Origin of the sequence: Rickettsia japonica YH (assembly GCF_000283595.1) — a bacterium.
Lineage (GTDB): Bacteria > Pseudomonadota > Alphaproteobacteria > Rickettsiales > Rickettsiaceae > Rickettsia > Rickettsia rickettsii.
Genome location: NC_016050.1, coordinates 1,033,031 through 1,056,435 on the forward strand (window position 1 = coordinate 1,033,031; position 23,405 = coordinate 1,056,435).

Sequence of the window (23,405 nt, forward strand, 5' to 3'; positions counted from 1 at the left end):
TACTATACGCACGTCATCGAGGAATCGGCAAGAATTTTTTTTATTTGAAGAGACAAATTATGGAAATTGGTAAGTAATATATCGATTCTAGAGGTAGAAAGAGATGTAATATCTTTATTTAAAGATTTTTGGAGTAGATCAATATCATTAGCAGTATAATATTTTCTATTATTTATTTTATAATTAGATAAATCAGGGCTTTTTGTCTCTAGATATCTTAATTGATGTAAAGCAATATTTAAATGCTTAATCACTTCACTAGCAGAATAATATTTTTTTGTTAGCTTATTGTTTGTCATATACTCCAAATACAGATTTTGTTGCATGGCTCGTTTTATGTCATTCCCGCGTAGACGGGAGTCCCAAAAAATAACCTTAATTGATACACATTATTGACAAAATAAACCTAAAAAAACAAGTTTTTTATAGGTTTTACTGGATTCCCGCTTTCGCGGGAATGACATAAAAAGCATTTTCCGATACATGCAACAAGCCAACAAATTATAACGAAGTTCATCGAGTAGATTCATTAATTAAAGCTTTTAATTTAGAAGAAGGGACAAAACGTAAATTCTTTTTTGATTCTATAATTACCGGTGCTTTGGTATGAAAATTTATTCCGGGACGTGGATTTTTTTGTTTAACCTCAAAGCTACCAAAATTCTTTAAAGTTAATTTTTGCTCTTTTGCTATTTCTAAAATATTAGAAAAAACCGTATGAACTATTTCCTCGCATAAATTATTTGAAAAACCCAATTTAGAGCTTAACATAGCTGCAATTTTTTTTTTGGTAATAGTCATAAATAATACCGGTTTTTAATGGTATATTGTCCGCAGTCATTGCGAGGAGAAACTATAAGTTTCGACGAAGCAATCTCAGGAGTTGATCCTACTTTATGAGATTGCCGCGTCGATGCTACGCATCTCCCTCGCAATGACGTTAAAAAATTACGACTTTGCTTTTTCTTTATCGTTATTATATTCGTTAATATTTTTATTTAGCTCTTCTAATTTATCCACTAGGTGCTGACGTATTTTTTCTTGCTTCTTGCTGCCTGCTTTTTTATAATCTTCCATTTTTGCTTTTACAGCATCTATAGATTTTTGCAGTTCTTCACCTTTTTTATCTTTCTGATCTTTCACATTCTTTTTTATCTCTGCAACGCTTTGGGCGATCTGATAATAAGTATTGCTTAAGGTCTGATTAAATTTATCGGCTTCCATTTGTGCTAGGTTTGTTAGATTGTCTTTTAATTCCTGTAAGTTTTCGGTAATTGTTTTTGTACTGCTTGTAGCTACTTCTTCAATTTGCACTTCATTTGCTTTTGTGTCATCCTTGGTAGGCAAATCTGCAAAAATACTAGGTGTTAACAATAAAGTAGCGGTAGCACCTAATGTTATTAAAATTTTTTTCATTATATTCTCCAATTATTTATGTTTATTATTATTGTTCAACTTTCTTACTTAAATCATCAAGTTTTTTTACAAGAGTTTGTCTATATTCTTCCACTTTATCATCTTTAATTTTCTGATAATCCTGTAACTCTTTCGTTCAATTTTTATATTGCGCTTTTATAGTTTCTAAAGAATGGTCTTTACTATCCTTAGCATATTCCTCTAAATCATTAATTTTGACAGATAATTTATCCTCTACTTCATGACATTTTTTATTAAAATCGACAGTAATAATTTTAGCAGAGTCCTTAAGATTTTTATTTAATTCTTCAAGTGCTGCACTTATAGTTCTTATAAAACCTCTTTATTGAAATAGTTAATAAAAATTAAACTTAAGTATTATATACCGGTATCATAAATAATATAATTATAAAAAGCAATTTTAAAAAGTACATATTGAATATATAGTTATTGTATCAAATAAATTTGAGGGTGTTATGACATTAGAACTAGGAAAAAAAGTTCCTGATTTATCTTTACACATAGGTCAAGATAACGTAATTAAACTATCGGATTTAAAAGGAAAATTCGTAATATTATATTTTTATCCGAAAGACGATACACCTGGATGTACTATTGAAGCACAAGATTTTAACAAGCTAAAACCGGAATTCGATAAACTTAATACGGTAATTATCGGAGTATCCAAAGATAAGCTTGACTCTCATGATAAATTTAAAGAAAAATATAGTTTAGGATTTGATTTAGCCTCTGATGCAAATTCAAATTTATGCGAACAATTAGGGGTATGGATAGAAAAATCAATGTTCGGTAAAAAATATATGGGTATTGATAGAGCTACGTTTTTACTTGATAAAGAAGGCATAGTTAAACATATTTGGCGGTCGGTAAATGCTAAAAATCATGCTCAAGAAGTACTTGAGAAATTACGGACTATGCTTTCTTAAAATGTCATACTGTGGCTCATTTTTTTGTCATTGCGAGGAAATTGCATAACAATTGACTAAGCAATCTCAGGATATTTGACGAGATTGCCACGCAGCCTACGGCTGCTCGCAATGACGTTTCATTTCTTCCATCTATTGTGAAACCAAAACCATTGAGAAGGATTTTGCTTAACCCATTCTCCTAGCATTTGATTAATATTAAGCATAATATTATAGCAATCGGCTTTATTATCGCCGGTTTGCTCAAACTTTAATTGCGGGTGAACTATTACTTTAAAATAACTGCCTTTAGTTCTAATGATTTGGCAAGGTATAATTGGATATTTATACTGCAAAGCAATTTTAGCGATGGCGCTTGCAGTCATAGCAGGATGCCCTAAAAAAGGCACTTCAATTCCATCGTTCATTTTTTGATCAACAAGCATAACAATAGATTCACTCTCCTTGATAGCCCTGACTAAAGCTCTGCTACCTTCAGGACCTTTCGGTATAAGTCTTAATTTATCACCGGCACGACTTTCATTAACCAACTTGTTAACATACGGGTTATTTGCTTTACGATAAATTACGGCAACTTTCGGATAAAATTTATGAAGAATCTTAATACTAATATCCCAATTGGCAAAGTGACCGCTAAATAATAAAAAAGGTTGTCCTTCAAGTTTTTTAATATTTTCTATGCCGATTATTGCGATTCTACGCTCTAACTCGGCTTCATCCATCTTGCTAACATATGTAAATTCACCGATAAACCTACCGAAATTATCCCAAGTTTGATCTATGATTTTTTCAACATCACACATATCGCCGAATACTACTTTAATATTTCGTCTAGCAATTTTATTAACAGCAAATAATATACCGACTTTTCTTGCTATAAAACTACAAATATCCGCTGCTTTATCTACACTGAATATTCCTATTACTTTCAGGAATATAACAACGATAAAATACTCAATTAAATATCTAAGCTTTTTTAAAAATTTTTTCATTTAATAAATCAGGATGGTTTATAGATAATTCTACATCTAGACAGACAATATTATTATTTAAATCATTAAACTTAACATGATCTTTTCTTGTAGTAACTAAGGTAGCATTATGCTCTTTAGCTAATGAATATAAATTTTCTAAATCTGCTTGTAAATAATTATAATGATCAGGAAAAATTTTGTAACCAGTTATATTTAATCCGTAATTTTTTAAAGTCGCAAAGAAACGCTCAGGATTACCGATACCGCTAAAAGCAAAATAATTTTTAGTTTTATCTATATTATTTGAAGGAACTATTTGAGCATTTATTAACTTATTGACATAAGGAGTTAAAATATTCGGTATTTTATCTTGGTGGCTACTGACTAAAAAAATTAAATCAGCTGCATCAAGGGCTTTATTTGGATATTGTCTTAAAGGACCGGCAGGAATTAGAAAACCGTTGCCGAAAAGCCTTTGGCTATCTACTGAGACTATAGTAAAGTCTTTATGAAAATAAGGATTTTGTAGGAAATCATCAACTATTATTATATCAGGTTTAAGCTCGTTAATTAACGGCACAATCTCTTTAATATTTTTAGTAGCAATAACTGCTCCGTACTGTGCAAGTATTACCCCCTCATCTCCTACCTCTAATGCTGTATGTCCTTGATGTATGGTAGTTGCACTTTTAAGGTTACTACCATAAGCCTTAGTTACTATTACAAAACTTACATTTCTAGCTTTTAGTAATTTGGCTAGATACATTACTATCTGCGTCTTACCCGTACCTCCTACGCTACAATTACCGACACAAATAACTTTAGCAGGCAACATAATAGGACGTGCTAAACTAGCTCGTAAATAGCCTAAAAATTGATATATCAAGCTTATAGGCAAAAGCAAATAAGCTATAATATTTCGCTTCTGCCAAAATTCAGGATATAAAAGTTTGATCATAGTTTAACATTTACGGTAGTTAAAAATAAAGTCAAACGGATTGATTGCTTTATTATCTAACAGAATTTCAAAATGCAAATGTTCACCCGTTGCATTACCAGTGCTTCCTTGTATACCGATAAATTGACCACGCTTAATTTTATTTCCTTCCTTGACTGACATTTCTTTTAAATGAGCATATTTCGTAACAAATTTGCGTTCATGTTTAATCTCAACAAAATTCCCGTAATCAGGTGCTCTAGCGGCTTTTATAACAATTCCGCTTGCTGCTGCATATATCGGTGCTGCTTTTTTAGCTTGTAAATCAATACCGCTATGGAAACATTTCTTTTTTCTTTTCTTTTTATGAGGACTGGTCCTAGTTCCGTAATGGCTAGTAATTTTCGGCTCATATTCCGGCATCATAAGCGGTATTGTACTAATTATTTTATCAAGCTTGGTTAATTCTGAGATATTATTCCTATGAGTTTGTTTTTTTGCAAAATAGCTAACTTCAGGTTTAGAGAGAAACTTATATTTTGAATTTAGTTTTGTTACAACTGCCTTTATATCAGCTATTTTTATTTCGGCTGCTTTATTAAATTCTGCCGGGTTTTTATTATGTAATGTGTGTAAAAAAATCTTATTTTGTTTAGGGTTATTAATTATTAGACCTAAGTTTTTTGCATATATACATTTGCTATTTTTGTTTGTTAAATCATACTGTACTACTAAATCCGCATGGCTGATTTTATATTTTTGCTTTAATTGAGATGAAGTAGTAGCAAGTAACGTAGTATCACTAGATTTTTTAATACTGCTACAACCTTGAACAAGAAAAACTATAAACAGTAAAAAGATATGTTTTTTAAAAGACATTAAAGATAAATGTATGTAAATTTCAAATTAAGAGTACCACTTAAATATTCTGTTAATTTCTCTATTCTCCTCTAATATTTGGAGGGTTAATTAACATTAACCCACACTTTACCATATTTTTATCACTATTTAAAAGCTCATATTCAATAATCATAATTTCTTTAAATCCGATATTTTTGTAATTATGGTAAAAATCACGGACTAAAGATAAATCTTTTATAGGATACCAAATTAAGACAGTATTATTAAGAACTCGTAGCTTAATTTTTTTAAGTGCTTCAAGTAATTTTTGAAACTCATTGTTTACTTCAAAAGGCGGATCAAGAAAAATTAATCCTCTATTCTCTTTAAATGGTAGCAAAGCTTTGATAGCATTATAAGCATCTATATTATGCGTATCATTTGGTAATAGTTTTTTTAAACTTAAATAATCGCTTGGATGAAGTTCGCAGGCAATTAAGCGATCATTTGGTCTTAATAATTGTTTAATTATAAAAGGTGAACCTGGGTAGTGACTTTTGCCTGCTATATTTATTATATTTAAAAAAGTTTGTAAGAGCTGAGGAATAGGATCGGTAGTTTGCAGTAATTTATTAATTCCCGTATCGCTTTCTAGAGTTTTAGAAGCCGCCTCCAAGTTTAAATCGTAAAGACCTAGACCAGCAAAAGCATCTAAAACCGCAAAAGGTTTTTCTTTTTTCTTGAGCTGTTCTAAAATATTAATTAGGACTAAATATTTGACTATATCGGCAAAATTGCATGCATGATAAATATGACGATAGTTCATTTTAAATTAATCATAAATTTCACTTCTATGACTAACTCGCGCGCATGGCTCTATGTCATTCCCGCGAAAGCGGGAATGACATAGAGCATATACTTTATAAATCATATTTCTTTTTTAAGAATTCCGTTGCTTCTGCTGAAGTAAGTAATTTATTATTATTGCTTCTTGCTAAAGCAGTTTCTGCATCTTCTCTATCTTCTTTCAGTTCACGTAAATAATTTTAATGGCTTCTCGTATTAGTTTAGATTTAGGCATCTCGTCTAATTTAACTACAGTAATTATATATTATATCATAGTATAATTTACTGTGCAATCTTTCGTAAAAGCAGTGTAGATTAATACTATAGCCTTTAATTAGATATTCTTTAAATAAGTTAGTAACCCATTTTCTGAAAGCGATACCTCTCTTAGAATTTACCCTATATCCTACTGATATTATCATATCTAAATTATAGTATTCTACTTGGTATGTTTTACCATCAGCGGCAGTATGTGCAAATTTTGCACATACTATATTGTCTAGTTTTCTTTCTTTTAGAATTTTACTAATATGTTTTTTAATAACTGTTCTATCTTTGTCAAAAAGTTTAGCATTTCCTAGAAAAAGTTGTTTTATAGTGTAGTTTAGCTTTCCTATGTCATTCCTACTTTCGCGGCAATGACATCGAGTTTTTTATTTACTATCATTTAGTTAGCAATGCCTTGCTTTAAACATTTTTTATAAGCGTAAGCCATTCTTCTTCATCAATAATTTTAATATTAAGCTCTTTAGCTTTTTTAAGTTTACTGCCTGCATCAACGCCGGCTACAACTAAATCCGTGTTCGATGATACGCCAACTGCAACTTTAGCCCCAAGCTTCTCAGCCGTTGCTTTAGCTTCCGCTCTAGATATCGTCGGTAAACTACCGGTAAATACGACTATCTTGTCCGTTAAACTACTCTGTTCTCTAGTCTCTTTATAATCTTCAATATTTAATATTTCACCAAGTTTTTTGATAAGCTCAATATTTTCTTTAACATCAAAAAAATCAATAATATCTACTAAAATCTTATCACCGATTCCTTCTAAATTGTTTAGTTTTTGATAAATATCAGGCTCATTTGTTCTAAGCAATTCCATTTGAGCTATAAAATTATTATAGCTGCCAAATTCTCTAGCAAGTAATTTAGCATTTTGTTCACCGATATGCCTTATACCTAATGCATATATAAATCTTGGCAAACTAACGTTTTTTGATTTTTCTATATTTTTAAAAAGATTTTCTACTGATTTTTTACCCCATCCATCCATATTTTCAAGTTTTGCTAAGCTAGAGTCATTTTTTTCTTTTAAAAAGAAAATATCTAAAGGATTACTAATCAATCCCTTATCTATTAAAAACTCAACTTGCTTACGCCCAAGCCCCTCAATATCCATAGCATTTTTCGATACAAAATGACGGATACGCTCATAATTCTGAGCAGGGCAGTTAAGGCCATTATCACAGCGTATAATAATATCTTCAGGCGCATAATGCAACCTAGAATTGCATGATAGACAAAATAAAGGAGTATCAAACGTTGCTGTATCATTAGGACGTTTATCAAAATCAACTCCCATGATTTTAGGAATAACGTCACCAGCACGTTGCAGGAATACATAATCCTTAATCCGCAAATCTTTTCGTGCAATTTCCTGGAAATTATGTAATGTTGCTCTGCTAACAGTTACCCCACCTATTTCTATGGGTTCAAGTTCGGCTACCGGCGTTAACGTACCAGTTCTACCGACCTGTACAGTAATAGAAAGTAACTTTGTTTGTCCTATTATTGCAGGAAATTTATGAGCGGTAGCAAAGCGTGGACTTCGTGCAATAAAGCCCATTCTATTTTGCAGTGCAAAATCATTTAGCTTATATACTACTCCATCAATTTCATAAGGTAAATTTTCTCTGTTTGTTTTGAGATATTCGTAAAAGGCGAAAATTTCTTCTTCAGAACTCGCAAGTTTAGATATTTTATTAATGTTAAAGCCGCATTCTTTTAATTTTGTAAGTAATTGATCTTGTGAAGAAGCGATATTCTGTTCAGTTACCCCTCCTGAATATACAAAATATTTGAGTGGTCTTTTAGCCGTAATAGAAGCATCAAGCTGACGAAGTGATCCGGCAGCAGCATTACGAGGATTGGCAAATTTATCCTTGCCCTGCTCTTCTTGTTCTTTATTTAGATTTAAAAAATCGTGTTTTTCAATATAAATTTCCCCTCGTACTTCTAAAAACTCCGGAACATTATCTATTTTATGAGGAAAATTTTTGATTGTTTTAATATTTGCTGTTATATCTTCACCGACATATCCGTCACCTCTTGTAGCTCCCGTTGTAAACACCCCGTTTTTATAAACAGCAGAAAAAGACAAACCATCTATTTTAGGTTCACAAAAGATAGGAGCAAACTCATTAAGGCGTAAGAAATTTTTTATACGGTCTACAAAATCTCTCACATCTTGCTCATCAAAAACATTACTGAGAGATAGCATAGGCACTTGATGCGTAACTTTAGCAAATTTATTTGCTATTTTAGCCCCTACTTTTTTGCTAGGACTATTTTCTAAAATTAAATGAGGAAATTTTTGTTCTAACTTGAGATTGGTATTAAATAGCTGATCATACTCGCTATCAGAAACTAAAGGATTATCTTCTATATAATAAGCATGGTTATACACTGCTATTTTATCAGCGAGTTCTTCTAGTAATTTTTGTGCTTCCTCTTCAGATATTAAATCAATATTTTGCATTAGTAGTTCATACTTTTATTTTAATTTACAATCAAATCCAATTCCTAAAATTTTTATTTTCTTCAAAATCGCTAATTGCTCGTTTTAGTCTTTCAGCATTTTTAGGACTTTTTAACAAGTATAGTTTCCTCCATAGCATTATGATCTTCAAGCGACATAATAACCACCGGTTTTTGTTTTTGTCTAGTTACAATCACTGAAATGTGATCTGCACAAACTTTTTTCATAACATAACCTACTTAAGTACGTTTACATGTAATAAGGCATGTTTTATAACTAGTCACTTTAAGAATCAAAATCAAAATCTTTACCTAGTTTAATATATGCTCTAATACGGCTCATGAGATTTTGGAAATATGTTAAATTATGCCATGTCATTAGCATAGAGCCAAGTATTTCACCGATTCTCACTAAATGATGTAGATAAGCTTTACTATAGTTTCTACAAGCAGGACATAGGCAATCATGTTCTAGCGGCTTGTTATCATCGACATATTTGCTATTGCGGATATTTACCGTACCGTATTTCGTAAAAGCCTGACCGTTGCGACCTGAGCGTGTCGGGATTACGCAGTCAAACATATCTATACCCCTGCTAACCGCACCTATAATATCAGCAGGCTTACCGACTCCCATTAAATAACGCGGTTTATTTTGCGGCAGAAAATCAGGAACATAATCAAGTACTTTAAACATAAGCTCCTGCCCCTCACCTACTGCAAGTCCACCTATAGCATAACCCTCAAAATCAAGTTCTACTAGATCCTTAGCCGATTGCTCACGTAATTCTTCGTAAACGCTACCTTGAATAATACCGAATTGTGCATAGCCTTCCCGCTTCACAAAAGCATTACGTGATCTATTCGCCCATCTAGTCGTAAGCTGCATAGCAGTTTTAGCTTCTTCAAAGGTTGCAGGGTAAGGCGTACATTCATCAAAAGCCATAGTGATTGTGCTACCGAGCAGATATTGTATTTCGGTAGAACGCTCAGGAGTTAACATATATTTATCGCCGTTAATATGAGAGCTGAAACTTACTCCCTCTTCGGTTATCTTGCGTAACTTCGATAGCGACATTACCTGAAAACCGCCAGAATCGGTTAATATCGGCTTATCCCAATTCATGAATTTATGTAAGCCACCAAGCTGTACTATACGTTCGGCAGTCGGCTGAAGCATTAAGTGGTAAGTATTGCCAAGCAATATATCCGCCCCCGTTTCTGCTACCGATTCAGGTAGCATTGCCTTAACCGTTCCTCTAGTTCCAACTGGCATAAAAGCGGGAGTACGCATCTCACCGTGTGCGGTTACGATAATACCGCTTCTAGCTTTTTTATGCTGATGATGAATATTAAAAGAAAATTTTGACACTGATAATCACTTATTTTTAAAAGCAATATCTTAGCATACTATAGTTTATCCTGGAATATAAAAATTAAGATTAAAAGCAGGTATCACCTAAAACAGGTATCACCTAAAAGCAGTTGTTTTATGCTGTAATTTAGCCTTCCGATGTCATTCCCGCGTAATGATAATCTTTTCAACTCTAAATAATTATAGTCATTGACTTATTTTAATTACTTCTATAGATTACTTTTCTTAAATGATAATTAAACTATGTCCTTCATAATATAATCTAATTTATAAGAGTTAAAATATGGAAAATAAAGAAGAAGAAACTTTAACCTCTGAGTTAGATGAAGAGGAGGAAAAGCGTTGAAAAGCTCAAAATGCAAGGAAAGAGCTTAAGTTAATATTAATAACATTTGCTATTATTCTCACTAGTTTTTTAACTTTTTGTTATTTCTTTTTTAACTATATAGAAGAAAAAGCAGCAGGGTATAAATTACAGCAAGAACAAGAAGCAAAAATAAATAATAACACAAAATGAAATTGTTTAAATACAATGTAACCAAAAGCTATTAAGCTATTTAAAGTTAAAAAATTATTTGTTATTACAATTTTTAAACTTTTGTTTTAATTGTAATCAACTATTATTAATATAAATAAAATAACTTTTATGGAAGCTATAAACTCTTGGAAAGAAAAGTTTGAAATTTGTGTTTATGCTAAAAAGCTACTTGATCAACTCGAATATTTAAACACTAAAGTAAAAAATCCTGTTGATATAGAGGAAGTTAAAACAGGTATCTACTACGCTTGTAAATATCATGGTTCACAAATGCGTCAGTCAGGCGATCCGTATTATTCGCACCCGATCGAAGTAGCGATTATGCTTGCAGAGTTTGTAGCAGACGAAGCGCCTAAGCTTTTTACTTCTAATATGATAAATGCTGCTCTACTTCACTATACTATTGAGGATACAGAACTTACTAAAAAGATGATCATCAAAATTTTTGGTAAAGAAATAGCAAAACATGTAGAAGGTTTAACTAGAATTAAACCGCACGGACAAATTCAGTGTCGAGGAAAGCTTAAACCTATTAATTAAGCAAAAAAGATATGATACCGCACTTATAAAATTATTTGATCGTATTCATAATGTACAAACATTAGCAGCTAAATCACCTGAAAAAGCGAAGCAGATCATTGTGGAAACATTTAAGAAGTTTCTAGTTGTTGCTATACATTTAGAGTGTTATGAAATTGAAGAAAAGTTTAATGACATTTGCTATAGGTTTTTATACAAAGATAAATTTTTCTCAACAAAAATAAATATCATTATTCACTATGAATAACCTACTTCTTTTTCCAACTTTTGAAAATGATTTAGACCAAACATACAAATTATAAGTAATGGAACCATCACAACAAACAAACCATATTGACCCAAATATTTGGTTAAATATATAAATTCCAAACTAAGTGATTATACACATTAAGGCTCTAGAAACAGCATATATTATACTACTGTAAAGCGTTTAAAAACCGGAAAATGCTTAAAAAAGATTGAAACAGCAGGAACAGTATCAAATGAACATATTATCAAACCTATTTGAATTAAAAGAAGCGGGAAAGGTGTAGTTGTACTTTTTAAAAGGTATGGTGCAAATAGAATAAATATAAAGAGTAAAGCTAATTTTACTCTAAGAATTTTTAAAGGATCTATTTTATAACTTAGAAAACATATTAAAGACATACTAGCTAGGTGGAACATTGAAATAATAAAATTATGATGAATAACCTGAGCTACACTGTATCCAAATGCATTCTTTAAAACTTCATCACAAGTAATATAAGTATAGTAGAAAATATGGGCCAAGCACAACTCATTATGAAAAAATATATAGTTGTCTTCTTATTAGGTTTTTAGTAAAAAATCTCATCGTTTTTTAATTCTTTTTTGTCAATATTTGCTTTTTCATATTTTCGTAAAAGTCTAGCACTTGCATCTACAAAATCAGGCTTTTCTCTAAGATGAGCTCTAGCGTAGCCTCTCACAACTGCAATAATTGCACCTATCCAAATGGCAAGACGCCAATTAAATCCTTGAGTAGTAACTAAAGATACTATAGCTAAAGCTACAGTTGTCCCAATTACTGATGCTACGGCGATAAAAGAAACTACGGGATATTGTATAGGTGGTTTTGTAGTTAAATAAAGTTCTGCTACTACTATTTCACCTACAGACGCTATACCTTGAATTGCACGGCAAATTGTGATTAATACAGCAGCAAAATAACCTACTTGTTCATAAGTAGGAGAATTTGCCATAATTATACAGGATAAAGCCATTAAGGTAGATAATAACAGTAGATTTTCGCCCTAATTTGTATCACCTATTCGACCAAAAACATATGCTCCTAGTGGTCTAAATATAAAGGTAGAACAAAAGGTAAAGGCAGAGAGAAGAGAAGCTGCACTCAAATCATATTTAGGAAAGAACAATTCATTTAACAATACTGCTAAATGGACGTACAACATTAAATCAAAATACTCAAGAAAAGTAGCTGTAGATAAAATTCCCGTGGCTTCTTTTTGGTCGCTTGTTAAACTTCTCTGTTCTTTTTCATAGCCTAGCATAAATTCTTTACAAAAAATTAAATTGTAAAGAAATTTATACTGTTTTATATAAAAGTCAATAGAAAATTTCGCTTTACACGATAAATAAGAAAAGGAAGTACAACTTAATATATTTCGTGAATTGATAGAGAAAAGCTATAATATATTGCGATGTTTTTTATAGTTGTAATTATATAGATTTAACTGTATTCCCCAGTAAATAGTAACGTTAAAAACAAGAAACAAACTAATAATGAGTACTTTAAATTTACTTTATTTTATTAGCATGATAGATATGTGATATAATTGAAAGAAAAAATAAATAATATACAGCAATGGTTCATTTTTAGATTGAAAAACAAAATGCTGTACTATCATTGGTAGTTATAATTAAATATATTCAAAATATGCTTTTTCAATCACTAAATTTATACTCTATCTTAGTTGCAGGTCTTACAGCTACTGTTATCGTGTTTATGCGTCAATTATATTATTACAAACAGCAAATTATTAATAAGGATTTAAAAATAATACCTGCATATTTTGATAAAAAAATGTTATATAAAATTCTTAATAATAACTGCGATAGATATTCTGCTCTTGAAATGATTAAATCATATTTTAAGTTGAAAACCGCAAGATCGTTATCATATGAAGAACTTGAAAATGATAAGCAATTAAGCGAATTATTTAGAGATTATTTAAACTATTTTATTGATGATTTTATATCAAAATCCGATAAATCAGTTGCAGTAAATAAAGTGTTTAGTATACAAGATGAACATAACAATACTCATAAATCATATGCGTTTTTAGAGAAAAATAAAATATCTGACAAAACACATCAAATGCTTATATATGTCAAAGTGCCTTATATAATGACCCAAGACGACGAAGAAAGCTTAAACACTTTCATACACTTGGCTAAGATAATGTAGATTGCCAAAAAACAAAATCAGACACTCAAATGACAAATTTAAGAGTGAGCTTAACGAAGTCGTATAAGCGAATCTTACAAAATTCGACATCAAGAGCTTAATATAGAAATTATTCCGCTTTGCATAAGAAAATAAAATTCCAGACTATCCGAACAATCACAATAATTAGCAATAATTATTAAAACTAAACCTAGAATATTAAAAAAATAGACAAATGGTTTGCCATAAGATTTCTCTTCTTGTTTAATGCTACTTTTTAATAATTCATATATTAGAGATTTTAACATTGAATTACCTATTTCATAAGAATAGCGAGCAATACACCTACACCAAAAGCGTAAGCGAGATTCCGCAAAGGGTGGTCACGTGTCGACTCACATAAATCCGCTACATTAGCTTTACCTTTATCCATTACTTTATCTTTATAATGTTCCATAACGGGATGATAAATTACCTAACTGCTCATCTAGAATATCTCCGGATTTACCTTTTAAATTACGTAATCTTGACACTAAGCTTTCAATATCTTTTTTGATACCTTCGACATCTGCTGTAGCAGAGTTTGAATTTGATTCTTTTATAATTTACTCCTTTATTAGTTTACATTTTGTTAAGCAAATTATTTTGCCTACAAAACTTATACGATGCTCCTCTTATAAGAACTTTACAATAGCTTAAATAATAAAAAAACCGAATCTAAACTAGATTCGACTAAATTTAATGATTTTTTATTTCGTATTACTTCTACTTACTACCGAATGAAGAAACAATTTTATTAATTAATGATTCAATATTAATTGCTGATTGAGTATATTTTATCTCTTCATTAGCCGCTAAATTTTCATCGTCATTACCCGGTACAATTGAAATATATTTACCTCCAAGTAACCCGCTGGTGACTACTTGGGCTTTAGAATCTTTAGGTATTTTAACATCATCATTAATATTTAGATATACACTTGCATCAAAGCTATTTGGATCTAAAGTAATTTGCTTTACACTACCGATTTTTATACCTGAAATCATTACGTCGCTTCCAACTGCTATCCCTTCCGCACTTTGGAAATGAGCAGTTACCTGATAGCCTTTTGAGCTAGTTATAGAACTACCTGTTTTGTAGGCAAAAATCAAAAATAGCAAAGCAATAATTAATACTACAAAGCCTATAATTGTTTCAATAATGTTCTGTTGCATTGTTTTTTATATTTTATTAATTAATTACGGTTGCCATCTATTATATTTAAGATTTGATGTTTTAGGCAGCTTTTTAACTATTTTATTATTCTTTTGCCATGGAAAAAGCTGAATATTTTTTGGTATCTCATTTACTAAATGATGTAACCAAGCGTGCCAACTTGGCGGAATTTTTGTAGGTTCATTTACATTTTCATAAATAACAAACCTCCTTGGACGCCCTAAACAATCAATATTACGGCTTTCATAATATTGATTCAAAAACTCATCTTCTCCTACTTTTTTGTGAAAAAAAGTAATAAAAAACTTATCTATCCACGACATTTTAAAATTTCTATAGCAGTTTCTCTTCCTTGCACTGCAAGTTTATCGGCAGCAATATTACCGCTATTATTTGCATGACCTTTTACCCATTTCCAAATAATAGTATGTTTACTCAATTCTGCGTATAATTTTTGCCATAAATCGGCATTTTTAACGGGTTCATTGTTGCTTTTACACCAATTATTTTTTATCCAATTATGAATCCAAGCGGTAATTCCTTGTTGCAAATATTTACTATCGGTATAAATCTCAATATTACAAGATTTTTTTAAAATCCTCAAGGCTTCAAGTGCTGCCGTAATTTCCATACGATTATTAGTCGTATCTAACTCATACCCAAATACTTCTTTGCTAGTATCATTAAATTGAAGCAAAGCTCCCCACCCTCCGGGACCTGGATTACCCGCACATGCACCATCAGTATATATCACTACTTTTGAATCCATAATATGCATTAACTAGGTTTAGGTTTAGAAGAATTACGAAACTTATCTAACATTATAACATTTGGACTTGAAGATGATGAAGTCTGACAACTTTTATTATTACTTATTTCCTCTTCATGTTGAGGATTTTCATGTATATTTAACGACTGATTAAAAGTGAGACTGTAATTATTATTGGAATCAACAAAGCTAATAAGTGCATCAAAAGGTACGTAAATTATTTCTTTAACACCGTCAAAACTTACTGTTAAAGAAAAGCCCGTATCATTTACTATTAAATTTTCAAACTGATATTGCAGTACTATCGTTATCTGTTTCGGATATGCCTGTTTAACTTTTGAAGGTAAAATTACCGCAGGGTTATCGGTTCTGTACGATATGTATATTAACTGATCCCAATATAAATTTTCATGCTGAATTTTTGTTAGAATTTTTTTCACAAATTCTAGCATATATTCATGCACAAATTTTTTATATTCAATATTCATACGAGAAAAATAAATAAAAATAGGTCGACGAAGTTTAATTTGAACAGTTTACGTCATTACGAGGAAAAACTGTAAGTTTTGACGAAACAATCTCAGGAGTCCTACTTTATGAGATTGCCACATTCTCTACGTTCGCTTGCAATGACAAGATCAACCGTTTTTAGGCAATGCCAATTTTTCAAATTAAACAAGTATAAGTGAGGGTTTTTCTGTTGCCCGGCACACCCTCCAGCCGCGTAGGATTAAGCTGCTAAAGCTAAACGACCTACAGAACGATTATTATCGTTTGCGTTTCTTTGTTTTGACCCATATGGCATAAGCCATCGGCGGAATCATCCCGAGTAAAAGCAATCTTTTTATTAGGCACGTCGATCCTATTTCGCCCCCCAAAAATACTCGATGAACTTCGTATTGTCTACTCTTTAAGAGTTATTACATATTTAAACTTTTCTAAATGACGTAGCTAATAAAGAGAAATTTGAAGGCGACACGGAACGCAGAACCGCAGGGTACACACAAGTAACGTGAGGATTCGAATACCGGATCGACGTACAAATTACCTTTAGGAGCAAGTTATTTAGAAAGTTTTGGTGGAGGCGTCGGGTACTGCCCCCGAGTCCGCAACCTCTATTCTAAATTACGTTTATTACTATAGCTATATTAGCACCAAATATTATGCCTTAATTTGATTAAAATGTAAAGGTCAAATAAGAATTCTAGATTTATATTAAAAATGGACTTATAATAAATGTTTAGAATTCTAAATTAAAAACTTAATTATGCTACCAAATCTTGGAATTATCGCCGGTAGAGGTTCATTACCTTACTTAATAGCAGGTAATTATACAAAGCAAGGCGGTAATTGCTATATCGCGGCAATTAAAGACGAAGCTGATATAGATCAAATTAAAGATTTTGAATATAAGATTTTAAAAATCGGTATGGTCGGGGAAGCTATAAAATATTTTAAGGAGCATAAGGTAAAAAATATTATTTTTATCGGTGGAGTTAATAGACCGAATTTTAAAAATTTAGCCGTAGATAAAATAGGCGGTTTATTGCTTTTCAAAATAGTTGGGCAAAAAATTCGAGGAGATGATAGTTTGCTAAAAACAGTAGCGGATTTTTTTGAAAGTTACGGTTTCAAGGTAATTTCAAGTAATGAAATATATAAAAATCAACAAGGTAACTCCAATATTATAACCGATACTAACCCTATAAGTTCAGATAAAAATGATATTGAGCTTGGAATAAAATTATTGAATCATCTAAGTGCATTCGACATTGCACAATCGGTTATAGTTGAAAGTGGCTACATACTTGGTATAGAGGCTGCCGAAGGAACGGATAATTTAATAACGAGATGTGCAGATTTACGTAAAAATCCTCATGGAGGAGTATTAGTAAAAATAGCGAAATTAGGTCAAGATAATAGACTAGATATGCCGACGATCGGTCCTAATACTATAAAGAATCTTGCTAAATATAATTACAAAGGGATAGCGATTCAAAAAAATAACGTAATTATAGTCGAAGACGAATTAACTATAAAACTCGCTAATGAACATAAAATTTTTATAACAAAATGTTAGCAGTAGGTATTACCGGTAGCTATGCATCGGGTAAAACTTTTATGTTGGATTATTTAGCAGAAAAAGGATATAAAACTTTTTGTGCCGATAGATGCATAAAAGAATTATATCAAGATGTAGTTTTGCAAACTCAGATTTTAAAATTACTACCTGAACTTGAGTCTTTCAATATTGGAAAAATCAGTAATTTAATTTACAATAACGACCTAGCTAGAGAAAAACTACAAAATTTTATTTACCCCTTACTAATAGATAAACTCATTTTCTTTAAAAAAGAAAATGCTAATTCCAAATTTGGCTTTGCCGAAATACCGCTGCTTTATGAAGCTAAATTTGATAAATATTTTGATTTTGTCGTAACAATATACTGCTCTGAAGAAATAAGAATGCAAAGAGCAATAACGAGATCTTCTTTTGATATAGAAATTTATAATAAAATCAAAGAAATTCAACTACCACAAGAGAGCAAAATAGCAAAAGCAGATTTTGCTATAAATAGCGGCGTTGATATGTTAGACTTGGAAAAACAAATAGCGAAGCTAATAAAGGATTTGGAATGTCGAGTTTAAGAGAAATAATTTTAGATACCGAGACTACGGGACTTGACCCACGACAAGGTCATCGAATCGTTGAGATCGGTGCTATTGAGATGGTAAATAAGGTATTAACAGGCAAGAATTTTCATTTTTATATTAATCCTGAGCGAGATATGCCGTTTGAGGCTTATAGAATTCATGGCATATCCGGCGAATTTTTAAAAGACAAGCCTCTATTTCATACAATAGCCGATGATTTTTTAGAGTTTATTTCAGATAGCAAACTGATTATTCATAATGCTCCTTTCGATATTAAATTTCTAAATCACGAATTATCATTATTAAAAAGAACCGAAATTAAACTCTTGGAACTAGCAAATACTATTGATACTTTAGTAATGGCTAAAAGCATGTTTCCAGGCTCAAAATATAATCTTGATGCATTATGTAAAAGATTTAAAGTTGATAATTCAGGTAGGCAGCTTCACGGAGCTTTGAAAGATGCAGCATTACTTGCAGAAGTATATGTAGAGTTAATGGGCGGTAGACAATCCGCTTTTAAAATGGTTGATAAATCTGCCGGAATAAATAATTTAGCAACTAATCAAGTAAATAACAAAACAGAGCAAGCTACTATTGTTATTAAACCTACAAAAGAAGAGCTGCAAAAACATAAAGAGTTTCTCAGTAGGATTTTAAAAACTGCTTAGTAAAACGTCATTGCGAGGAGAGGCAAAGCCTCGACGTGGCAATCTCAGGGATTTTATATTTCATGAGATTGCCACGCTCCTTTTAGTCGCTCGCAATGACAATTATCAACAATCCCCTTAAAACTTATCTATGAAAACAAATTTTCTTGTATTTATAACCTTTACAATACTTATCTCTTTAGGCTTTTGGCAGCTTAGTCGTTTAAAAGAAAAGAAATTATTTTTAGCTTCAATGCAAGCTAACCTAACCTCACCTGCAATTAATTTAGCAGAAATTCAAGACGGTTTACCTTATCACAAAGTAAAAATTACCGGTCAATTTTTGCCTAATAAAGACATATATTTGTACGGTAGAAGATCAATGTCGAGTGCAAAAGACGGATATTATTTAGTTACTCCTTTTAAAACCATAGAAGATAAAGTTATTTTAGTAGCACGAGGTTGGTTCAGTAATCGCAATAAAAATATTATCACGCAAGCTACAAACAACCGGCAGCACGAGATTATCGGTGTTACCATGCCATCAGAAAAAACTCGTATCTACTTACCTGCTAACGATATAAAAAATAATGTGTGGCTAACGCTAAATTTAAAAGAAACATCCAAAGTGTTAGGCTTAGATCTTGAGAATTTTTATATTATTGCGGAAGGAAAAGATATTAGCAATCTAGATATTTTATTACCTCTTGCAATAAATTATTTAGCAGTAATCAGAAATGACCATTTAGAATACGCCCTAACTTGGTTTGGACTTGCTATTTCTTTAATCGTAATATATGTAATTTATCGGCGTCATTATATGGCTGTGGATGTCATCCCGCGAGCTTGTAGCGGGATCCAGAAAAATAATTAAAAAGACTGGACCCCGTGGTCAAGCCACGGGGTAACAGTAGAAAATCGACACATAAATGAGTGATTTACAAAGAGAAGCATCCGATCCTAATTACTCCGTTTGGGTATCGGCATCTGCCGGTACCGGTAAAACCAAAATCCTAACCGATCGATTTTTACGTCTGTTAATAACGGGCGTAGAGCCTTCCAATATTTTATGCCTTACTTTTACTAATGCTGCAGCTATAGAGATGCAAGTAAGGATTAATAGCAGACTTAAATATCTTTCTCTTTGCAAGGCCGAGAAACTAGAAGAAGCACTTTTCTTAATGAGCGGCAATAAGCCATCGCCGCAAGAAACAGAAAACGCAAAAACTTTATATGATAAAATACTAAATAGCAATAAGCTTTTAAATATCTATACAATTCATGCTTTTTGTCAAAAAATCCTTAACACTTTTCCCTTAGAAGCCGGCATAACACCAGAATTTAAAATCCTTGAAGAAACTAAATTACAAGATATCTTCCTAAATATCAGAAACGAAATTTACTTAAGCGATGAACATAATGACTTAATGAAAAATTTACTTAACCGATTTCATGAAATAACTCTGCAAGATATTTTTACCGAGATAATCGAGCAGAAAATTAAATTCAGAAAGTTATTTGTAAATAAGGAAATTCCCAAAGAAATATCTAATAAAAGATTAGCGTTAGGGGAATTAAATAATATTTACGATAAGGTAAAAAACTTATTTGCCGAGTATGATGTGGAGATAGCACCGAAAGAAATTTTTTTTACCAAAGATGGGAAAAAACGACAAAGCCTTTTATCGAAAGAATTAATAAGGAAATATCCTAAATTATTACTAGAGCTAGAAAAAATTACCTCTGAAATTTACCGATTAGATGAGCTGCGTCGCATAGAAGAGCTAGAATATCACACGAACTTACTTACTAAACTTGCGCATATTATTTTAAAAAAATACGATTCATATAAGGAAGAAAATAATTTACTCGATTACGACGATTTAATTTACTACACCGAGAAATTACTAAATAATAAAACTACTCATAAGTGGTTACTGCATAAGCTTGAAAACGAGATAAATCATATTCTTGTCGATGAAGCACAAGACACAAGCCCCCCGCAGTGGAATATTATTACTACTTTAATAACAGAGTTTAATGCTGTAGAGAGGCCAAATAATAGTGTTTTCATAGTCGGCGATGATAAACAATCGATCTTCAGTTTTCAAGGGGCTGATCTTCATAATTTCAACTTATTAAATGAGCGACTAAAAGCAAATCTTACAAATGCTAATAAGAAATTCAAAAATATCACCCTTGAATATTCTTATAGATCATGTACAGAGATTTTACAATTTACTTATAATGTTTTAAAAAATATAAAATCCAATTACCCGAGTTTATTCCTTTCGAATAATCCTTTAATATCCTCATTTCGTACACATCAAGGCTCTGTAACGGTTTGGCCATTAGTGACGAGTGAAAAACAAGAAGAGCTTTTTTGGGCACTACCTGCAGATTATGAAAATTCTAAATCTGCTGCCGATTTACTCATAGAAAAAATCGTAAATTTTATAAAAGAACAAATAGAAAGCGAAGAAATTTTACCGTCTACTGCAAACAAAATATCTGAAAAAGATTTCATGATATTAGTCAGAAAGAGAGATGAATTTAGTAATAATCTGATCAAAGAACTTAGCAAAGCTAAGCTTAAAGTTGAGGTAAGCGATAGAATGAACCTTAAGGAAAATCTAACTATAATGGATTTAATTTCATTAGCTAAATTTGTGTTACTACCTGATGATGATTTAAATCTTGCCTGTTTACTAAAATCACCGATTATTGGAATAAGCGAGCAGCAATTATACAAACTTCTTGTAAATAAAAGTGAGAATAGCTTATGGGATATACTCTCTTCACATGAGGAGATATATAATAAGTTAGATTCTCTAATTGAAATTTATAAAATATCGATTGTTGAGAACTTCTTTGATTTAGTGGTGCATAATCTAAATTTACGAGAGATTTACGATGATGATAGTGATGATATGATAAATGAGCTATTAACATTAAGCAAAAACTATGCAAATGATATAGATAATTCACTGCAAGGATTCGTTGCTTGGTTTGAGAATAACGATATCTATATTAAACGTGATATGGAGCATTCAGACAAAATAAGAGTAATGACCGTCCACGGCTCTAAAGGGCTTGAAACTCCTATTGTTATATTATGCGATTCTACTACTTTACCGATAAGCAGCAATAAATTTATTTGGGATGATAAAGGAGAAATGTTTTTCTCTGCTAATGCTGCCGATACTCCTGAGTTTTTGCAAGAGCTGAAAGAAGCTGAAAAATTAAAAGATTTGCAAGAATATATAAGACTACTCTACGTTGCAATGACAAGAGCTAAAGACAGGCTGATTATATGCGGTTTTAGTAATAAATCTACCACTCCTGAAAATTGCTGGTATGAAATAGCCAAACAAACTTGCGATAAATTTCTCAATTATTAGCTGCTATATTAAATATAATATACTATTAAGACGCACATATATTTAAATAGCGTCTTATGTTAAAAATTTTAGAAAGTTTCTTTGAAAATAAAGCAAGAATTAAAATAGAAAGGTTAAACAATTACCATCCCTGCATTATGCTTATGAAAAAGGTAATAAGGAATAATACTTAAATTTTTTTCTTTTAAGGCTTGTTTATACTTTGTTATTTTAGAAATAACAACTACAACAAGAAAAATAAAAATACTTATTAACATAGGATATAAGATATTTAACTGATCAAACATCATTAATTTCACAGAATTTAGTTAGATACTACATAATAGTAGTAACATTTATTTAAATTTCAACTTAAATATTTTTTATTTAAATTTAACTCCTATATCTTAAATTTAAATCATTTATAGATATTGTCATAAGAAAATTAATAAGATTTTTATTGAAACCGCTACTTATAAAATAGATAGCATAATAATTATGCATTATGATAATTATCATGCCCTAATAAATCAGATTTAAGAATACCACAATTATATTCATATAAATCTAAATAAGCTTGTAATTCATGAACATTTTGTTCTATTTTTTCATAATTATATTTATATGAGTTTTGGAATTTTTCAACTAATTTACCTTTATTAACAACTTTTTTATAAGCATCTTCTTTAAAAAACCCATCTTTTTGTTCTTCACTACGAAAGTAATCCTTAAATTCACTATGTTTTTTTCGGTAAATTATAGATAAATTTTGCAAATTTTTCTAATTGAATATTGGTAATTAGAGTCAATACCAAACCTATATTTTCTTTATATTGGTTAACTCTTGAAATTTCATGCTCTATTGTATCTTTTTGTTCAATTTCAATAACATTATTAGATAAAATAACTAAATCTTTTTTATTAACCTCTTGCTTTTCAGATTCCTTTAGTTTTATATTCAGTCTTTCCTCTTCTAATGCCTCTTTACTCAATAATTTTTTTAATGCAGCAAGCCACGGACCAAAAGCTGTACTTTCTAACTTTTTAAAATATTCTTTTAACTTCATAACTAATTTCCTTGTTTATATTTTCTTAGTTTAATTTATAGTACTAGTTGGAAGTAATCAAGTTATAGAGC

25 protein-coding genes, 1 other RNA gene and 6 pseudogenes are annotated in these 23,405 nt (G+C 31.0%); 10 read left to right on the forward strand and 22 right to left on the reverse strand.

Going from position 1 to position 23,405, the window contains the following annotated elements:
* Positions 1-2: 2 nt before the first annotated feature.
* From RJP_RS05640 to RJP_RS05650, 3 genes are all read right to left on the reverse strand, one after another.
* A complete protein-coding gene (locus tag RJP_RS05640) occupies positions 3-299 on the reverse strand; it encodes a MerR family transcriptional regulator (RefSeq protein ID WP_024704344.1) in 297 nt (98 codons plus the stop codon).
* A 214-nt stretch (positions 300-513) separates the two neighbouring features.
* On the reverse strand, positions 514-801 hold the full coding sequence (locus RJP_RS05645) for an HU family DNA-binding protein (protein WP_014121038.1): 288 nt from the start codon (positions 799-801) through the stop codon (positions 514-516).
* 147 nt (positions 802-948) lie between these two features.
* On the reverse strand, positions 949-1,416 hold the full coding sequence (locus tag RJP_RS05650; RefSeq protein ID WP_024704345.1) for a hypothetical protein: 468 nt from the start codon (positions 1,414-1,416) through the stop codon (positions 949-951).
* Between the two features lie 476 nt (positions 1,417-1,892).
* Here RJP_RS05650 and bcp point away from each other — a divergent pair, with 476 nt between their 5' ends.
* Positions 1,893-2,363: a thioredoxin-dependent thiol peroxidase gene (bcp, locus tag RJP_RS05655; RefSeq protein WP_014014707.1), complete on the forward strand. Its 471-nt coding sequence runs from the start codon at positions 1,893-1,895 to the stop codon at positions 2,361-2,363.
* A gap of 119 nt (positions 2,364-2,482) precedes the next feature.
* On the opposite strand, the gene RJP_RS05660 is transcribed toward bcp, so the two are convergent.
* From RJP_RS05660 to rlmJ, 4 genes and pseudogenes are all read right to left on the reverse strand, one after another.
* On the reverse strand, positions 2,483-3,355 hold the full coding sequence (locus tag RJP_RS05660) for a lipid A biosynthesis lauroyl acyltransferase (protein ID WP_014121040.1): 873 nt from the start codon (positions 3,353-3,355) through the stop codon (positions 2,483-2,485).
* A complete protein-coding gene (gene lpxK, locus RJP_RS05665) occupies positions 3,330-4,295 on the reverse strand; it encodes a tetraacyldisaccharide 4'-kinase (protein ID WP_014121041.1) in 966 nt (321 codons plus the stop codon). Before lpxK ends, RJP_RS05660 begins: the two co-directional genes overlap by 26 nt.
* A gap of 3 nt (positions 4,296-4,298) precedes the next feature.
* Positions 4,299-5,153 carry a M23 family metallopeptidase gene (locus tag RJP_RS05670; protein WP_014121042.1) on the reverse strand — a complete coding sequence of 285 codons (855 nt, stop codon included), beginning with the start codon at positions 5,151-5,153 and terminating at the stop codon, positions 4,299-4,301.
* A pseudogene (gene rlmJ, locus RJP_RS05675) lies at positions 5,153-5,940 on the reverse strand (23S rRNA (adenine(2030)-N(6))-methyltransferase RlmJ). The gene RJP_RS05670 and the pseudogene rlmJ overlap by 1 nt, the downstream one beginning before the upstream one ends.
* A 44-nt stretch (positions 5,941-5,984) precedes the next feature.
* Between rlmJ and RJP_RS09885 the strand changes: the two are divergent.
* Complete coding sequence (locus tag RJP_RS09885; RefSeq protein WP_172413266.1) at positions 5,985-6,158, forward strand: hypothetical protein; 174 nt, start codon at positions 5,985-5,987, stop codon at positions 6,156-6,158.
* Positions 6,159-6,205: 47 nt separating this feature from the next.
* Here the strand turns inward: RJP_RS09885 and rhuM are convergent, their stop codons facing one another.
* The 4 genes from rhuM to tgt all read right to left on the reverse strand — a co-directional run bounded on the left by rhuM (position 6,206) and on the right by tgt (position 10,088).
* Positions 6,206-6,577: a RhuM family protein gene (gene rhuM / locus RJP_RS08290; RefSeq protein ID WP_332844267.1), complete on the reverse strand. Its 372-nt coding sequence runs from the start codon at positions 6,575-6,577 to the stop codon at positions 6,206-6,208.
* Between the two features lie 70 nt (positions 6,578-6,647).
* On the reverse strand, positions 6,648-8,717 hold the full coding sequence (gene ligA, locus RJP_RS05680; RefSeq protein ID WP_014121043.1) for an NAD-dependent DNA ligase LigA: 2,070 nt from the start codon (positions 8,715-8,717) through the stop codon (positions 6,648-6,650).
* A gap of 101 nt (positions 8,718-8,818) precedes the next feature.
* Positions 8,819-8,944: a type II toxin-antitoxin system Phd/YefM family antitoxin gene (locus RJP_RS10770; RefSeq protein WP_014014713.1), complete on the reverse strand. Its 126-nt coding sequence runs from the start codon at positions 8,942-8,944 to the stop codon at positions 8,819-8,821.
* A 58-nt stretch (positions 8,945-9,002) separates the two neighbouring features.
* Positions 9,003-10,088 (reverse strand): tRNA guanosine(34) transglycosylase Tgt, encoded by a 1,086-nt coding sequence (gene tgt / locus RJP_RS05685; protein WP_014121044.1) that lies wholly within the window; start codon positions 10,086-10,088, stop codon positions 9,003-9,005.
* 286 nt (positions 10,089-10,374) lie between these two features.
* Between tgt and RJP_RS10775 the strand changes: the two are divergent.
* A pseudogene (locus RJP_RS10775) lies at positions 10,375-10,608 on the forward strand (RP671a family tick cell line-upregulated protein).
* Positions 10,609-10,737: 129 nt separating this feature from the next.
* A pseudogene (locus RJP_RS05690) lies at positions 10,738-11,416 on the forward strand (HD domain-containing protein).
* Here RJP_RS05690 and RJP_RS11610 read toward each other — a convergent pair.
* A pseudogene (locus RJP_RS11610) lies at positions 11,407-12,701 on the reverse strand (MFS transporter). The pseudogenes RJP_RS05690 and RJP_RS11610 overlap by 10 nt on opposite strands.
* A 356-nt stretch (positions 12,702-13,057) precedes the next feature.
* Here RJP_RS11610 and RJP_RS05700 point away from each other — a divergent pair.
* On the forward strand, positions 13,058-13,618 hold the full coding sequence (locus RJP_RS05700; RefSeq protein ID WP_014121045.1) for a hypothetical protein: 561 nt from the start codon (positions 13,058-13,060) through the stop codon (positions 13,616-13,618).
* A 92-nt stretch (positions 13,619-13,710) separates the two neighbouring features.
* Here the strand turns inward: RJP_RS05700 and RJP_RS05705 are convergent.
* The 7 genes and pseudogenes from RJP_RS05705 to ssrA form a co-directional block, all read right to left on the reverse strand.
* Positions 13,711-13,905: pseudogene (locus tag RJP_RS05705) on the reverse strand (hypothetical protein); the annotation flags it as partial.
* Positions 13,906-13,913: 8 nt separating this feature from the next.
* A pseudogene (locus RJP_RS11465) lies at positions 13,914-14,199 on the reverse strand (hypothetical protein).
* A gap of 163 nt (positions 14,200-14,362) precedes the next feature.
* Entirely contained in the window at positions 14,363-14,812 is a 450-nt protein-coding gene (gene mlaD / locus RJP_RS05715) for an outer membrane lipid asymmetry maintenance protein MlaD (protein WP_004997581.1), read from the reverse strand.
* A gap of 24 nt (positions 14,813-14,836) precedes the next feature.
* On the reverse strand, positions 14,837-15,136 hold the full coding sequence (locus RJP_RS05720; RefSeq protein WP_014121046.1) for an NADH-ubiquinone oxidoreductase subunit NDUFA12 family protein: 300 nt from the start codon (positions 15,134-15,136) through the stop codon (positions 14,837-14,839).
* Entirely contained in the window at positions 15,124-15,591 is a 468-nt protein-coding gene (gene rnhA, locus RJP_RS05725; RefSeq protein WP_004997577.1) for a ribonuclease HI, read from the reverse strand. Before rnhA ends, RJP_RS05720 begins: the two co-directional genes overlap by 13 nt.
* Positions 15,591-16,070, reverse strand: coding sequence for an SspB family protein (locus RJP_RS05730; protein WP_014121047.1), 480 nt, complete (start codon positions 16,068-16,070; stop codon positions 15,591-15,593). The genes rnhA and RJP_RS05730 overlap by 1 nt, the downstream gene beginning before the upstream one ends.
* A 196-nt stretch (positions 16,071-16,266) precedes the next feature.
* Positions 16,267-16,775: a transfer-messenger RNA gene (ssrA, locus tag RJP_RS07180) on the reverse strand.
* Between the two features lie 74 nt (positions 16,776-16,849).
* On the opposite strand from ssrA, the gene RJP_RS05735 reads away from it, so the two are divergent.
* From RJP_RS05735 to RJP_RS05755, 5 genes are all read left to right on the forward strand, one after another.
* A complete protein-coding gene (locus RJP_RS05735; protein ID WP_014121048.1) occupies positions 16,850-17,662 on the forward strand; it encodes an LpxI family protein in 813 nt (270 codons plus the stop codon).
* Positions 17,656-18,231 carry a dephospho-CoA kinase gene (gene coaE / locus RJP_RS05740; RefSeq protein ID WP_014121049.1) on the forward strand — a complete coding sequence of 192 codons (576 nt, stop codon included), beginning with the start codon at positions 17,656-17,658 and terminating at the stop codon, positions 18,229-18,231. Before RJP_RS05735 ends, coaE begins: the two co-directional genes overlap by 7 nt.
* On the forward strand, positions 18,219-18,908 hold the full coding sequence (gene dnaQ, locus RJP_RS05745; RefSeq protein WP_014121050.1) for a DNA polymerase III subunit epsilon: 690 nt from the start codon (positions 18,219-18,221) through the stop codon (positions 18,906-18,908). The genes coaE and dnaQ overlap by 13 nt, the downstream gene beginning before the upstream one ends.
* A gap of 130 nt (positions 18,909-19,038) precedes the next feature.
* The gene (locus RJP_RS05750) at positions 19,039-19,761 is read left to right on the forward strand and encodes an SURF1 family protein (protein ID WP_014121051.1); all 723 of its coding nucleotides are present in this window, start codon (positions 19,039-19,041) and stop codon (positions 19,759-19,761) included.
* A 55-nt stretch (positions 19,762-19,816) separates the two neighbouring features.
* Positions 19,817-22,288: a UvrD-helicase domain-containing protein gene (locus RJP_RS05755; RefSeq protein WP_014121052.1), complete on the forward strand. Its 2,472-nt coding sequence runs from the start codon at positions 19,817-19,819 to the stop codon at positions 22,286-22,288.
* 113 nt (positions 22,289-22,401) lie between these two features.
* Here the strand turns inward: RJP_RS05755 and RJP_RS09365 are convergent, their stop codons facing one another.
* The 3 genes from RJP_RS09365 to RJP_RS05765 all read right to left on the reverse strand — a co-directional run bounded on the left by RJP_RS09365 (position 22,402) and on the right by RJP_RS05765 (position 23,334).
* Complete coding sequence (locus RJP_RS09365; RefSeq protein ID WP_162098701.1) at positions 22,402-22,545, reverse strand: hypothetical protein; 144 nt, start codon at positions 22,543-22,545, stop codon at positions 22,402-22,404.
* Positions 22,546-22,763: 218 nt separating this feature from the next.
* Positions 22,764-23,042 (reverse strand): hypothetical protein, encoded by a 279-nt coding sequence (locus RJP_RS05760; protein ID WP_037215172.1) that lies wholly within the window; start codon positions 23,040-23,042, stop codon positions 22,764-22,766.
* Complete coding sequence (locus tag RJP_RS05765) at positions 23,005-23,334, reverse strand: hypothetical protein (protein ID WP_014121054.1); 330 nt, start codon at positions 23,332-23,334, stop codon at positions 23,005-23,007. Before RJP_RS05765 ends, RJP_RS05760 begins: the two co-directional genes overlap by 38 nt.
* Between the last annotated feature and the right edge of the window lie 71 nt (positions 23,335-23,405).